15 protein-coding genes are annotated in these 13,133 nt (G+C 72.6%); 11 read left to right on the top strand and 4 right to left on the bottom strand.

Translation table 11 applies throughout. The annotated features are described in order from the left end of the window. The first annotated feature begins 31 nt into the window (after positions 1 to 31). Genes RB614_RS05255 through RB614_RS05285 form a run of 7 tightly spaced genes read left to right on the top strand, consistent with a single transcriptional unit; the run spans position 32 to position 5,015 of the window. Complete coding sequence (locus RB614_RS05255; RefSeq protein WP_308711205.1) at positions 32 to 829, top strand: ABC transporter ATP-binding protein; 798 nt, start codon at positions 32 to 34, stop codon at positions 827 to 829. Next, on the top strand, positions 826 to 1,743 hold the full coding sequence (locus RB614_RS05260) for an ABC transporter permease (protein ID WP_308711206.1): 918 nt from the start codon (positions 826 to 828) through the stop codon (positions 1,741 to 1,743). The genes RB614_RS05255 and RB614_RS05260 overlap by 4 nt, the downstream gene beginning before the upstream one ends. Before the next feature lie 23 nt (positions 1,744 to 1,766). Next, positions 1,767 to 2,897, top strand: coding sequence for an ABC transporter substrate-binding protein (locus tag RB614_RS05265; protein WP_308711207.1), 1,131 nt, complete (start codon positions 1,767 to 1,769; stop codon positions 2,895 to 2,897). 55 nt (positions 2,898 to 2,952) lie between these two features. Beyond that, a complete protein-coding gene (locus RB614_RS05270; RefSeq protein WP_308711208.1) occupies positions 2,953 to 3,456 on the top strand; it encodes a cysteine dioxygenase in 504 nt (167 codons plus the stop codon). 46 nt (positions 3,457 to 3,502) lie between these two features. Then, on the top strand, positions 3,503 to 4,003 hold the full coding sequence (locus RB614_RS05275; RefSeq protein ID WP_308711209.1) for a rhodanese-like domain-containing protein: 501 nt from the start codon (positions 3,503 to 3,505) through the stop codon (positions 4,001 to 4,003). 11 nt (positions 4,004 to 4,014) lie between these two features. Beyond that, complete coding sequence (locus RB614_RS05280; protein WP_308711210.1) at positions 4,015 to 4,581, top strand: winged helix-turn-helix domain-containing protein; 567 nt, start codon at positions 4,015 to 4,017, stop codon at positions 4,579 to 4,581. Between the two features lie 47 nt (positions 4,582 to 4,628). Then, positions 4,629 to 5,015 (top strand): thiol-disulfide oxidoreductase DCC family protein, encoded by a 387-nt coding sequence (locus RB614_RS05285; protein WP_308711211.1) that lies wholly within the window; start codon positions 4,629 to 4,631, stop codon positions 5,013 to 5,015. Here the strand turns inward: RB614_RS05285 and RB614_RS05290 are convergent. Then, positions 5,006 to 5,860, bottom strand: coding sequence for an MFS transporter permease (locus RB614_RS05290; RefSeq protein ID WP_308711408.1), 855 nt, complete (start codon positions 5,858 to 5,860; stop codon positions 5,006 to 5,008). The genes RB614_RS05285 and RB614_RS05290 overlap by 10 nt on opposite strands. Further along, positions 5,857 to 6,243 (bottom strand): hypothetical protein, encoded by a 387-nt coding sequence (locus RB614_RS05295; RefSeq protein WP_308711212.1) that lies wholly within the window; start codon positions 6,241 to 6,243, stop codon positions 5,857 to 5,859. The genes RB614_RS05290 and RB614_RS05295 overlap by 4 nt, the downstream gene beginning before the upstream one ends. 549 nt (positions 6,244 to 6,792) lie before the next feature. On the opposite strand from RB614_RS05295, the gene RB614_RS05300 reads away from it, so the two are divergent. The 4 genes from RB614_RS05300 (at position 6,793) to RB614_RS05315 (ending at position 10,027) form a co-directional block, all read left to right on the top strand. Next, positions 6,793 to 7,398, top strand: coding sequence for a winged helix-turn-helix domain-containing protein (locus tag RB614_RS05300; protein WP_308711213.1), 606 nt, complete (start codon positions 6,793 to 6,795; stop codon positions 7,396 to 7,398). Positions 7,399 to 7,440: 42 nt separating this feature from the next. Then, entirely contained in the window at positions 7,441 to 8,079 is a 639-nt protein-coding gene (locus RB614_RS05305) for a nucleoside/nucleotide kinase family protein (RefSeq protein ID WP_308711214.1), read from the top strand. A 57-nt stretch (positions 8,080 to 8,136) separates the two neighbouring features. Then, a complete protein-coding gene (locus tag RB614_RS05310; protein WP_308711215.1) occupies positions 8,137 to 9,003 on the top strand; it encodes a DUF72 domain-containing protein in 867 nt (288 codons plus the stop codon). Between the two features lie 97 nt (positions 9,004 to 9,100). Further along, positions 9,101 to 10,027, top strand: coding sequence for an N-acetylmuramoyl-L-alanine amidase (locus tag RB614_RS05315; RefSeq protein WP_308711216.1), 927 nt, complete (start codon positions 9,101 to 9,103; stop codon positions 10,025 to 10,027). A 62-nt stretch (positions 10,028 to 10,089) separates the two neighbouring features. On the opposite strand, the gene RB614_RS05320 is transcribed toward RB614_RS05315, so the two are convergent. Further along, positions 10,090 to 11,130 carry a hypothetical protein gene (locus tag RB614_RS05320; RefSeq protein ID WP_308711217.1) on the bottom strand — a complete coding sequence of 347 codons (1,041 nt, stop codon included), beginning with the start codon at positions 11,128 to 11,130 and terminating at the stop codon, positions 10,090 to 10,092. 202 nt (positions 11,131 to 11,332) lie between these two features. Then, on the bottom strand, positions 11,333 to 13,021 hold the full coding sequence (locus RB614_RS05325) for an alkaline phosphatase family protein (RefSeq protein WP_308711218.1): 1,689 nt from the start codon (positions 13,019 to 13,021) through the stop codon (positions 11,333 to 11,335). Between the last annotated feature and the right edge of the window lie 112 nt (positions 13,022 to 13,133).

Here is a 13,133-nt window from a genome sequence, read left to right on the forward strand (position 1 = left end):
CCGGGGTCCTGGCGGGAAGGGTGGGCGCAGCATGACCGCCGCTGTGGAGCTGACCGGCGTCGGCAAGGTCTTCAACCCGGGGCGCGCCGGCCAGGTCGTCGCGCTCACCGGCGTCGACCTGACCGTCGAGAGTGGACAGTTCGTGTCGCTGATCGGCCCCTCCGGCTGCGGCAAGTCCACGCTGCTGCGGCTCGTCGCCGACCTGGTGCCGCCGACCGAGGGCACCGTCACGGTCGCCGGCAAGCCGGCCCGCAGGGCCCGGCTGGACCAGGAGTACGGGATCGCGTTCCAGCAGGCCGGCCTCTTCGACTGGCGCACCGTGCGGCGCAACGTGGAGCTCCCCCTCGAACTGCGCGGCGCCTCCCGCACCGAGCGGCGGGAGCGGGCGGGGGAGATGCTCGACCTGGTCGGGCTCGCCGAGTTCGCCGGCCACTACCCGGCGCAGCTCTCCGGCGGCATGCAGCAGCGGGTCGCGATCGCGCGGGCGCTCGCGGTACACCCGCCGCTGCTGCTGATGGACGAGCCGTTCGGCGCCCTCGACGAGATGACCCGCGAGCGGCTGCAGGACGAGCTGCTGCGGATCTGCGCGCGGACCGGCACCAGCACGATCTTCGTGACCCACTCGATCCCCGAGGCGGTCTACCTCTCCGACCGGGTCGTCGTCATGTCCCCGCGCCCGGGGCGGATCACCGACGTGATCGAGATCGACCTCGGCGACCGCACCGAGGCCACCCGGCAGTCGGCCGGCTTCTTCGCCGGCATCACCAAGGTGCGCAAGGCGCTGCGCGGTACGCCCGCGCCCGCTTCGACCGAGGTCGCGGCCTCATGAGCGGCAGTCGCGAGGCTACCGGCGTCAGCCACGACGGCGGACCGGCGCCGAGCGGAGGAGTGTGGCAGGCCGGGAGCGCGACCGCCGACCCGGTGGTCGCGGCCGACCCGACCGCGCCGGTCACGCTCGGCCGCCGCCGGCGCGCCCGCGGGCTCTCCGGCCTGCTACGCGCGCTGCTGCCGCCGCTGGCCGTCGGGGTCGGCGGGCTGGCGCTGTGGGAGCTGGTCGTCAAGGCCGGCCGGGTGGCGCCGTTCATCCTGCCGGCGCCGTCGGCGATCGGGGAGCAGTTCTGGCTCAGCCGCGAGATCATCTGGCAGACCGGGAAGGCGAGCGGGGCCAACGCGCTCGTCGGCCTGGTCGCCGGCGCGCTGCTCGGCATCCTCGCGGCGATGGCGGCCAGCCGCTTCCGGCTGCTCGGTGAGGCGTCGATCCCGGTGGCCGCGGCCCTCAACGCGCTGCCGATCATCGCGCTCGCGCCGATCCTCAACAACATGTTCGAGTCGACCAGCAGCATCCCCCGCCGCATGGTCGTCGCGATCGTGGTCTTCTTCCCCGTCTTCGTCAACACCCTGCGCGGGCTGCGCCAGGTCGACCCCACCCACCGGGAGCTGATGGACAGCTACGCCGCCGGCGGCTGGACGTTCACCCGGCTGGTACGGCTGCCCGGCGCCCTCCCGTTCGTCTTCACCGGTCTGCGCCAGGCGTCCTCCCTGGCGGTGATCGCGGCGGTGGTCGCGGAGTACTTCGGCGGTCTGCAGGACGGCCTGGGCTCCCGCATCACCTCGGCGGCGGCGAACACCGCGTACCCGCGTGCCTGGGCCTTCGTGGTCGGCGCGTGCGTGCTCGGTCTGCTCTTCTACGCCGCCGCGCTCGGCCTGGAACGGCTCGCCACGCCGTGGCGCCGTTCCGGATAACTCACCCCCCCTTGGAGGATGCGATGAGAAAGATGATTGGCGGCGCGCTCGCGGGTGTCCTCGCGCTCGCCGCCTGCGGCACCGCGGACGAGCCGGCGACCCCGAGCGGCGACACCGGCGGCACCAGGACCGTCAAGCTACAGCTCCAGTGGTTCGTCCAGGCCCAGTTCGCCGGGTACATCGCCGCGGTCGACAAGGGCTTCTACTCCGAGCAGGGCCTGGACGTGCAGATCCTGGAGGGCGGCGTCGACATCGTTCCGCAGACGGTGCTCGCCCAGGGCCAGGCCGACTTCGCGGTCGCCTGGGTGCCCAAGGCGCTCGCCTCGCGCGAGCAGGGCGCCGCGATCACCGAGATCGCCCAGGTGTTCCAGCGCTCCGGCACATACCAGGTGTCGTTCGCGGACAGCGGCATCAAGGCGCCCGCCGACCTGAAGGGCAAGAAGGTCGGCAACTGGGGCTTCGGCAACGAGTTCGAGCTCTTCGCCGCGATGACCAAGGCCGGGCTCGACCCGGGCAAGGACGTCACGCTGGTGCAGCAGCAGTTCGACATGCAGGCGCTGCTGCGCCGGGACATCGACGCCGCGCAGGCGATGAGCTACAACGAGTACGCCCAGCTGCTGGAGGCGAAGAACCCGAAGACCGGCGCGCTCTACCAGCCGTCCGACTTCACGGTCCTCAACTGGAACGACGTCGGCACCGCCATGCTGCAGGACGCGGTCTGGGCCAACAGCGAGAAGCTCGCGGGCGACAGCGCGTACCAGGAGACGGCGGTGAAGTTCCTCACCGGCTCGCTCAAGGGCTGGGCGTACTGCCGGGACAACGCCGCCGAGTGCCGCGACCTGGTGGTCAAGCGCGGCTCCAAGCTCGGCGCCAGCCACCAGCTCTGGCAGATGAACGAGGTCAACAAGCTCGTCTGGCCGTCGCCGAACGGGGTCGGCCTGCTCGACGAGACCGCCTGGAAGCAGACCGTCGACCTCTCGCTGACCACCAAGAACCAGGACGGGCAGACGGTCATCACCAAGCAGCCGGAGGGGACGGCCTACACCAACGAGTACGTCCAGAAGGCGATCGACGCGCTCAAGGGCGCCGGCGTGGACGTGAACGGGACCTCGTTCCAGCCCACCACGGTGGAGCTGAAGGAAGGCGGCGCGTAGGAAATTCCGGCCATCCCTACTAGACCGATGGGGTTTATAGGGTAGGGTGTGTGCCATGACGTTCTTCTCGGATCTGCTCGCCGCGGCGCGGCGGTGGGCGGCGGACCCCGACTCATGGCCGATCCAGCCCCGGTACGACCCGGTCGAGCGGTGGTACGCGCGGCTCTCCGAGACGCCGGAGCACGAGGTCTGGCTCCTGACCTGGCTGCCCGGCCAGCACACCGACTGGCACGACCACGGCGGCTCGGCCGGGGCGTTCACGGTGGTCTCCGGTGCCCTGGTCGAGCGGACGGCGATAACCACCCCACAAAAACGCTCCGCTTCGCTCCACGTTTCCGCGGGGGCCCCGGGCGGCGGGCGGGTGCGCAAGATGGACCTGCCCGCCGGTTCCGGCCGCCGCTTCGGCAGCCACCACGTGCACGGCGTCGCCAACGAGGGCACCGTGCCCGCGGTCAGCATCCACGTGTACGCGCCGGCGCTGCGCTCGATGACCCGCTACCGGCTGGTCGACGGCAAGCTCCGGGTGGCCGAGGTCGAGCGCGCGGGGGTGTCCTGGTGAGCGCGAGGACGAGCGTTCCGAGTCCGCCCGGCGAAAGGTTGGCCCAGTGAGAACGGCACTTTCCTGTCCGGGGCAGCACACCGACCGGGCGCCTGGCGGGTCGAAGGGGATCGACCAGATCCTGGCCGAGGCGCGGGCCCGGCTGCGCCGGCTGGAGCCGGAGGAGGCGCACCTCGCGTACCGGCGCGGGGCGCACCTGGTCGACATCCGCCCGGCCGCCCAGCGGGCCGCCAGCGGCGAGATCCCCGGCGCACTGGTCGTCGAGCGCAACGTCCTGGAGTGGCGCTTCGACCCGCGCAGCGCCGCGCGGCTCCCGATCGCCGGCCGGTACGACCTGCCCGTGATCGTCTTCTGTCAGGAGGGCTACACCTCCTCCCTCGCCGCGGCCGCCCTGCAGGACCTGGGGCTGCACCGCGCCACCGACCTCGTGGGCGGCTTCGCCGCCTGGCGCCTGGCCGGGCTGCCCGCCTTCGGCCCGGCGGACGTCTACCGATACCTCCAGCAGGCCGTCGCACCGGGCGACCCCCGGTTACGGCCGACCACCTGAGGAGCCCCGTCATGAGCGTCATCGCGATCCCGCAGCGCCGCCACCCGCAGCAGCTCACCGGCCCCGGCCGGGCGCCCAGACGCCCCGCGGGCACGCCCGGCCCGGCGCTCACCGTGACGTTCACGGTGCCGCTGGCCGGCGAGTCGATGAGCCCGCACGCGTTCCGCCTCCTGGAGGTGGTCCGCGACCTGGTGGACCGCGGGGAGGGCACGGTGACGATCACGCCGACCCCGGTCGCGCCCGCCGAGCCGCTCGCGCTGCCCGCGGCGCAGGAGCCCGGCCAGATCCGGCTCTCCCGCGCCTCCCGCACCGTGACGCTCGGCGGTGCGCCGGTCGACCTGACCCGGCTGGAGTTCGACCTGCTGGTCTTCCTCGCCGAAAACCCGCGCCGGGTCTTCACCCGCCTCCAGCTGCTCGGCGCGGTCTGGGGCTACGAGCACGCGGTGGCCCGCACCGTCGACGTCCACGTGCGCCGGCTGCGCGCGAAGATCGGCGACGGCGTCCCCCTGGTCACCACCGTGTACGGCATCGGCTACCGCCTCGCCGACGACGCCCGCGTCGAGCTCGTCGACGCCTGACCACCGCGGCGGCGCGGACCGCCGGCGCGTGGGGCACCATGGAGGGTATGGACCGACCGACCTTCGTGTACGACGGTGACTGCGCCTTCTGCACCTCGTGCGCGGAGTTCGCCCGGCGCCGCGTCCCGACGCCGGCCCGGATCGTGCCGTGGCAGTTCGCCGACCTCGACGCGCTCGGGCTGACCGCGGAGCGGTGCGCGGAGGCCGTGCAGTGGGTCGACCCCGGCACCGGCGCGACCGCCGCCGGCCCGGACGCGATCGCCCTGCTGCTGCGCTCCAGCCGCCCCTGGTGGCGCCCGGCCGGCGCGGTCCTGCGCCTGCCGCCGGTCCGCGCGCTGGCCTGGCCGGCGTACCGCTGGGTGGCCCGCAACCGGCACCGCATGCCGGGCGGCACGGCCGCCTGCGCGGTGCCCCGGCACGACGCTCAGGTCTGAGCGATCCCGCTGCCGGCTCGGGGGCGGAGCGACCGCGCGCGCAGCCAGGAGACCGGCCGCACCTTCTCCAGCGGCAGGAACGACGCCATCGCCACCAGGTGCGGCGCGAACGAGATCGTGATCGTCGCGTACGTGAACAGGTGGAACGTGTAGAAGAACGCGATCCCCGCGTACCGCCAGCGGCCGCGCAGCACGAAGATGAGCGGGCTGAGCAGCTCGAACGCCACGATCCCGACCTGCGCGGCGATCAGCAGGTAGGGCACCTGGGCGATCAGGTCGGCGAAGTCGGTGCCCCGGCGGATGATCGCGCGGGCCAGCACCGAGCTCCACAGCCAGTCGACGCCGCCGAAGCGGAGCTTGGCGAACGCGGCCAGGAAGTACGTGCACACGACCGCGATCTGGGTGACCCGCAGCGCCCACCCGCCGGCCTCGGTGGGCGTGGCGTCGCCGTGCCGGGCCCGCCCCACCGTGGGGAGCACCGCGAGCGCCACCAGGAAGCCGAACCGGTCGTGGTCCACCTTCCCGTAGCTCATCGCGATGATCATCCACTCGAAGTAGAGCGCGAAGACCGTCCAGCCCAGGGCCCGCGGCGCGCGTCCGGTCGCCGCCGCCACGCTCGCCACGAGCAGGGCCCAGAAGATCCCGTGTACGAGCAGGGGAGTGGGCGTGGGCAGCGGCAGCAGCCGGCCGACCAGCAGCGGCTGGTACAGGTCGCCGGGCACGTGGGCGTGGGTACGCACCCACGGCGTGATCACGGTCAGGTCGGCGACGACGAAGAGGTAGACGAGCGTGCGGAAGGCGGCGATCCGGCCGCGCGGCACCGGCTCGAAGAGCCAGCGTCTCACGGTCTCCACGAGGCCACCGTCTCGTCCGTATGGGTACGGGTGGGGCGGCTGTCCCGGACACCCTCGTAGCGGATCACGATGCGCACCTCGACCAGCCTCGGCGCGGACGGGTTGCGGGTCGCGTACGCGTCGGCGACCTGGCGCAGGCGGGACGGGTCCGCCTCGTACGCGGCCAGCTGCCCCTCGATCTCGGCCCGCCGGATGCCGGTGCTCCGCTCGGTCAGCGACACGACCGCGCCGGTGGTGTCGACCCCCTCCACCCGGGTGTCGGGGGCCGGCTCGTCGGCGCCGGGCGCCGTCGAGTACATCCGGAAGGGGCCGAAGGGGAAGTCGTCGTCGACGCCCCAGAAGGTGCCGAGCAGCAGCAGCGCTCCGGCGGCCACCGTGGCCAGCAGGCGCGCTGTGCGCCCCGGGGCCGACAACGTCCGATCCGAGGGGCGAGGCGACGAGGAGGGACGGCGTCGGCGCCCAAGGCGCAGCGTGAGCGCGGCGAGCGCCGACCGGCGCTGCCCCGGGGTCGTCAGCATGTCCACAGCAGGGAGACGATACCCGACCGTTTCACGCAGCGTGGCCGGCCCTTTCAGCGTGCAATGGCTAAATCGAGTGAGAGATATCGATTCCCGCAAAGGTTGTCGATTGTCACATTTCTGCAACGCCCGCGCCTATTGACCGGAGACCCGGCGGGCCGGGACGATCGTGCCATGCGGTCTGTTGGGGAAACTCGTGTGCCTTCTGCGCCTCTATTCGTCCTACCTTACGGGTGGGTCTCTCCCTGATCGGAAACCGTTTGACGGGTGGAATGTCGCCGGGAAATTGGCCCGGTGACACCGCTGCAAAAACTCGAGTTTCCTGGGGATTCGTCTCGCCGTACTAGCACCGGCCCAATTGGCGTGCCGGACGCGCGGGCGATATCCGATCGTTGAGGAGGACCCATGTCGGTCGTCGCCACGTCCACCCGCACCGGATGGCACCTGTCGCAGCCACCCGGGCCGGGCCGGACTCCCGGCGGTCGCCGCCCGGCGGGCGGCTCGCCCACACTCACCGTGACGTTCTCTATCCCGCTCGCCAGCGACGACGGGCTGACCCCGCAGGCCTTCCGCCTCCTCGAAGTGGCGCGCGAGCTCGTCGAGCGCGGCGAGGGCACCGTGAGCCTCTCGCCGCCGGCGGCCGAGCCGCTGGCCGAGGAGGAGAGCGACGAGCCGGACACCGCCACCGCCGCCGTGCCGGCCGGCGAGGGCACGCTGCGCGTCCTGGCCGCCTCCCGCACGGTCCTGCTCGGCGACCAGCAGCTGCGGCTCACCCGGCTGGAGTTCGACCTGCTGCTCTTCCTGGCCGAAAACCCGCGCCGCGTGTTCAGCCGCCTCCAGCTGCTGACCGGCGTCTGGGGCTACGAGCACGCCGGCGCCCGTACGGTCGACGTGCACATCCGCCGGCTCCGCTCCAAGATCGGCATGCACGTGCCGCTGGTGACCACCGTGTACGGGGTGGGTTACCGCCTGGCCGACGACGCCCGGGTGGTCGTCGACCGCGACGCCTGAGCCGCCGCCCGGCCCTCGTGGCGCCTGAGGGAGGCTGGTGGGGTGCGCGTGCGTCCCATCACCCCGGACCTGCTGGTCGAGGAGCTGGCCGACCGGCTCGCCGCCGACCGCGCCGGGCAGTGGCTGCGGGTCGCCGTCGACGGGCCGCCCCCGGCCGACCCGGACCGCCTCGCCGCCGCGCTGGTCGACCCGCTCCGGGCCCGCGGGAGGGCCGCCGTCCACGTCCCGGCCGCCGGGTTCCTGCGGCCGGCGTCGCTGCGCTTCGAGTACGGGCGGGACAACCCGGACGCCTTCTACCTGGGCTGGCTGGACGAGGCCGGGCTGCGCCGCGAGGTGCTCGACCCGCTCGCCCCGGGCGGCACGGGACGGTTGCTGCCGAGCCTCTGGGACCCGGCGACCGACCGGGCCACCCGCGCGCCCTACGTGACCGCGCCACCCGGAGCGGCGGTGCTCGTCAGCGGCCAGTTTCTGCTCGGCGGCGGCCTCCCGTTCGACGTGGCCCTGCACCTGGTCCTGTCGCCCGCGGCGCTGGACCGGCGGATGCCGGCCGACCAGCGGTGGACCTTGCCGGCCTACGCCCGGTACGCGGACGAGGTCGATCCGGCGGCCTTCGCCGACCTGGTGGTGCGGATGGACGACCCCCGGCACCCCGCGCTGGGCGAGCGGAGCGAGCGCGGCTAGCGCGGACAGCGAGCGGAGCGAGCGCGGGTGGCACAGCTCTGGTGCAGACTGGTTGACGTGGGTGAGATCAAGGTCGGCACCGCCTCCTGGACCGACCGCACCCTGCTGGAGTCCGGCTGGTACCCGAAGAGCGCCGACACGCCCGAAAAGCGGCTCGGCTACTACGCGGAGAAGTTCCCGCTGGTCGAGGTCGACGCCACGTACTACTCGCCGCCGGCCGAGCAGACCGCCGCGCTCTGGGCGGCCCGCACCCCGCCCGGCTTCACGTTCAACGTCAAGGCGTTCAGCCTGCTGACCGGCCACCCGACCAAGGTCTCGGCGATCTACAAGGACCTGCGGCCGGAGACCGAGAAGAAGAACGTCTATCCCGGCGACCTCGACCCGGCCGCGTACGAGCAGGTGTGGGAGCGCTTCCTCGCCGCCCTCCAGCCGCTGGTCGACGCGGGCAAGCTGGGCGCGCTGCTGTTCCAGTTCCCGCCCTGGTTCACCATCCGCCGGGCCAACAAGCAGTACCTGCTGGAGGTGCAGCGCCGGGTGCGGCCGCTACGCGCCGTGTACGAGTTTCGGCACGCCTCCTGGTTCGAGGGCGCCAACCGCGACGAGACGCTGGAGTTCCTGCGCGAGCACAAGCTGCCGTACGTCTCGGTGGACATGCCGCAGGGGTACAAGTCGTCGGTTCCGCCGGTGCTCGCCGCCACCGCCGACCTGGCCGTCGTGCGTTTCCACGGCCACAGCGAGAAGTGGACCAGCAAGAACATCTACGAGAAGTTCGGTTACCTCTACAGTGACGGCGAGCTGAAAGAGTGGGCGCCGAAACTGAAGAAGCTGGCCGGTGAGACGGAGCAGATGCACGTTCTCACCAACAACTGCTACAGCGACTACGCGCAGCGAAACGCCGGCCGCCTCATCGACCTGCTCTCCTGAGCGCGTGACACGCCGGATGATGCTGTCCGCAATACGACCGCACGGGTGGGTGACGCACCCGTAGACGAGCATTTCCGGCCGCACCACAATCGCGGTCATGGCACGTCTACTGTGGCTCGCGCAGGTGCTCCGGGACGCCGGCCTCACCGTGCACGAGGTCCCGGGCTGGAAGACCCGCGGCGGCTCGCTGGGCACGATCCGCGGCATCACCTGCCACGCCACCGCCGGTTCGGCGGACTCCACCGACAGCGGCGAGATACACACCCTCCTGCACGGGTCGGCGACGGCACCGCCGCCGATCGCCCAGCTCTACCTGTCGCGCACCGGCGACTGGCACGTGGTCGCCTCCGGCAAGTGCAACCACAACAAGGTCGGCTGGGCCGGCCCCAACCGGGGCTTCGGCAACTCCGTCCTGCTCGGCATCGAAGCACAGCACTCCAACCGGGACGGTGAGGAGTGGACGGAACGGCAGTACGCGTCGTACGTGCGCGGCGTCGCCGCCCTCGCCCGCCGGCTGGACATCCCGGTCAGCCGGATCGCCGGCCACAAGGAGCACCAGCCGAAGCCGGCACCGAAGGGGGAGAAGTCGACCAAGACCGACCCCACGTTCAGCATGCGCAGGTTCCGCGACGACGTGACGAAGGCGCTCGCCGGCGCGAAAATCGGAGAGGACGTTGAGGACATGACCCCGGAGCAGGCCAGGCAGCTCAGGGACTCGCACTTCGTGCTGGCCCAGGGCGTCCCGAGCCCCACCGGCGCGGGCCGCGTGCCGCTGCACGTGTGGGCCGGCTGGATGACCGGCGCGGTCAAGGCGCTCGCCGGCGCCGTCAGCCACATCGACGACGAGACCAGGAAGCAGCTGCAGAAGGACCTCGACGCGATCGGCGCCCAGATCGAGGGCGTACCCGGCGAGGTGCTGGCCGCGGTCGGCGCGGGGGAGACCCCGGAGCAGATCGCCGCCCGCCTCCGCGAGGTGCTCGGCGACCGCGCCGCCGAGGTGGGCGCGCTGCTCGTCGACGGCTGACCACCCCCGACCGCCGTACCCGTGAGCGGCCGGGCGCCCACGCGCCCGGCCGCACCGGACCGTCAGTCGACCACGCGTGGCGCGGTCTTCGCCGCCTCCTTCAGCGCGGCGGCCGCACCGGTGTACGGGTTGTAGGTGTACGAGCGGGAGACGCCGCCGGGGATCGTGAAGTACTCGGCGGAGAGCTTGGCCGGGTCGGTCGCGATCTCGCCGCGCCCGGGCAGGTCGTCGCCGTCGTCCCAGCCCCACGGCGCGTTCGCGGAGTTGGTGCCGCAGCCGAACGTGCCCGAGCCGCACCCGCCCGACGTGTCGCCGGCGAACGTGCCCAGGTTGGCGAAGAGGCTCGGGTTGTTTCGCTGCGCCCACAGCCCGCCGGCCGCGAAGATGTCGATGAGCTGGTAGCGCACGTCGCGGTCGTTGCCGTCGCTGGGCGTCTCGCCGGCCGTCGACGGGTAGTAGACGATGCCGTCGCCGTTGATGGCGTACTGCGGGTGGGCCTTGAGGCCGTGCCCCTGCGCCTCCTGCGCGGTCACCGGGTGCGAGAACGAGTCGTGCGGCGACGCGGCGAAGTTGAGCGTGCCGTCGACGTTCTCCCGGCCGCCGGTCCAGGCGCTGCCCGACGGCGTGTACGAGTAGAAGTTGGTGTGCGCGACGGAGACCGCGCCGCGCAGCACGCCGTACTCCGAGCCGTCCCGCTCGATGGCGAACATGACGCCCTCGCCGTCGTTCTCGTGCTCGGTCTCGAAGAACGGGTGGTCGACCCAGTCGCGGGGGTGGAAGAAGAGGTACGTGATGTACCAGTGGGTGCTGGTCTCGGCGACCGAGTAGTACGCGGCCGCGGCGAGCGAGGTGCCGGACTGGCCGGCGCGGTCCCAGTTGTTGCGCCCGTCGAGGTCGCCGTCGAAGTCGACGCGGGTGATGTAGTCGGCGCGCCCGCCCAGCGCGTGGCTGCCGGTGGCGTCCACGTCCTGGTGGTGGATCGGCGCCCAGCGCAGCGCGAGCTGTGCCCGGCTGGGCGCGGCGGCGGCCGGCGACGGCACCGCGAGCCCCGCGGCCACGAGCGTCGCGGCGGCGACGGCGGCCACAGTGGACCTTTTGAACATGCTTCCTCCCCACAATCCGGATGGATCGATCGTGAGGAATCTTCGTGGTTGCTGTCGCCGCGCGTGTGACCGGGGGGCGAAGAGTGGATAGATGCCCGTCGACCGGGAGTGTCCAGCGCCGGTGCGCGAGCGGTGGACCCGGAGGATCTCGAACCGCTGGCTCGTGGAGCGCGTGCGGTTCTGATGGCCGTTTGTGGGTTTCTCAGTGGGCGTAGGCGGTCAGGAAGCGGTCCCGGAAGCTGTCCATCCGCCACACCGGGCTCTGCGGGCCGGGCTTGATCCCCTCCTGCCAGCCCCACGACGAGATCCGGTCGAGCACCGCCGGGTCGCGGGCGACGATCGAGATGGGTACGTCGCGGGAGGCGTCCGCGCCGGTCACGATCCGCGCCGGCTGGTGGTCGCCGAGGAAGATCATCACCAGGTTGTCGTCGCCGAACCTCTCCACGTACGAGACGAGGGTGTTGAGCGAGTACTCGATGGAGAGGCGGTACTGGGTGCGCACCCGCTCCGGGTCCTTCCACACCTCCTCGGGCGTATCGCCCTCCCGCGCCTCGTTGATGTAGATCGAGCCGTCGCCGACCTGGTCCCACTCGAGCCACTTGGGCAGCGGGGTCCACGGGCCGTGGCTGGAGACCAGCGGGATCACCGACATCAGCGGCGGGTGGCCGGGCTTGGCGTTCTCCAGCCGCTCGAAGGCGAGCATCGTGTACTGGTCGGGCATGGTCGCCCAGCTGAAGCCGAGGCCGCGGTAGCCGAGCGTGTGCAGGTCGTACACCCGGTCGAAGCCGTAGAAGCGCCCCTCCGGCCAGGCCCGCGTGATGCCCGGCATGACGCCGACGGTGTCCCAGTTCGCCCGGCCGAACGCGCCGCTCAGCGTCAGCCGGTCGCTGGAGGTCACCGTGCGGAACCGCTGCTGGTTGTTGATCCACAGACCGGACAGGAGGGTGGACTGGGCGAGCCAGCTGCCGCCGCCCGAGGTGGGCGAGGTGAGCCAGCCGCTGCGTGAGCCGTACCCGGCGGCGGCGAGCCGGCGGGTCCCCTCGTCGAGCAGCCCGCCGACCCGCGTCGCGAACTCGGGGTCCTCCACCGCGGACCGCCCGTAGCTCTCCACGAACGCGAGCACGACGTCCTTGCCCCGCAAGCCGGCGAGCAGCTGCTCCGGCGGGACGTCCCGGAACGCGTCGACCGCCGCCTCGTCCGCGAACTCCTGCCGGTCCTGAAAGCTGGTGACCACCTGCTTCCCGTGGTCGTACGCGAGCGCGGCCGTGTCCCGGGCGGCGACCGGCTCGCCCGGCACGACCTCCACCCCGGCGACCGCGCAGGCCACCCACGCGGCGGCGAGCGCGCCCGCGACCCGCGCGGCGGCGGTGCGGTGCATGGCGGCCACAGTGGAGAGTCGCAGCACCGAGAAGGCCAGGAGCACCGGCACCGCGACGGCCAGCACCACCGCGCCGACGACCGCGCCGACCGCGCCCGCCTGCCCTACCGAGTCGCGGAGCACGACCAGCGCGTCGTCGAAGAGCACCCAGTCGAGCACGAGGTCGAACGGGCGGTCGAGCACCGAGAGGAAGCCCATGTCGAGGAGGCGGACCACGGCCAGGACCCCGAGGAGCGCGCCCGCGGCGGCGGCCACCGCCTTGCGCGGTGTCGCCGGGAGCAGGAGCAGGAGCGCGCAGCCGACGAGGGCTTCCAGGGGTATCCGGGCGAAGGCGCCGGGGCGCAGCAGCTCCAGGTCGTCGGGGGCGACGAGGGCGGCGAGCACGAGGGCGGCGGCGAGGACGGTGAACCCGATGGAGAGGCCGCGCCGCCAGGCCGGTCGTCTGCGCTCCTCCGGTGCCTGCGCCTGCGGCGTTGGTGCGACCTGCTCGTCCGGTACCTGTACTCCTGGCAACCCGAAGTTCCTTCTGCTTCGCCCGGTCAGGCAGACGATCGTACGCCCCGCGGCTCAGCCCGAGGCGCGGTGCCCGCCCCGCGGCACGCGTCAACGGGCCGCCCGCCGCGGC

Source organism: Phytohabitans maris (genome assembly GCF_031085175.1).
Taxonomy (GTDB): Bacteria; Actinomycetota; Actinomycetes; order Mycobacteriales; family Micromonosporaceae; genus Phytohabitans; species Phytohabitans maris.

What these genes read in the sequence shown, in the direction of transcription:
- RB614_RS05255 (WP_308711205.1), top strand. Translation starts at nt 32, where the DNA reads ATGACCGCCGCTGTGGAGCTGACCGGCGTCGGCAAGGTCTTCAACCCG.
- RB614_RS05260 (WP_308711206.1), top strand. Translation starts at nt 826, where the DNA reads ATGAGCGGCAGTCGCGAGGCTACCGGCGTCAGCCACGACGGCGGACCG.
- RB614_RS05265 (WP_308711207.1), top strand. Translation starts at nt 1,767, where the DNA reads ATGAGAAAGATGATTGGCGGCGCGCTCGCGGGTGTCCTCGCGCTCGCC.
- RB614_RS05270 (WP_308711208.1), top strand. Translation starts at nt 2,953, where the DNA reads ATGACGTTCTTCTCGGATCTGCTCGCCGCGGCGCGGCGGTGGGCGGCG.
- RB614_RS05280 (WP_308711210.1), top strand. Translation starts at nt 4,015, where the DNA reads ATGAGCGTCATCGCGATCCCGCAGCGCCGCCACCCGCAGCAGCTCACC.
- RB614_RS05285 (WP_308711211.1), top strand. Translation starts at nt 4,629, where the DNA reads ATGGACCGACCGACCTTCGTGTACGACGGTGACTGCGCCTTCTGCACC.
- RB614_RS05300 (WP_308711213.1), top strand. Translation starts at nt 6,793, where the DNA reads ATGTCGGTCGTCGCCACGTCCACCCGCACCGGATGGCACCTGTCGCAG.
- RB614_RS05315 (WP_308711216.1), top strand. Translation starts at nt 9,101, where the DNA reads ATGGCACGTCTACTGTGGCTCGCGCAGGTGCTCCGGGACGCCGGCCTC.
- RB614_RS05320 (WP_308711217.1), bottom strand. Translation starts at nt 11,130, where the DNA reads ATGTTCAAAAGGTCCACTGTGGCCGCCGTCGCCGCCGCGACGCTCGTG.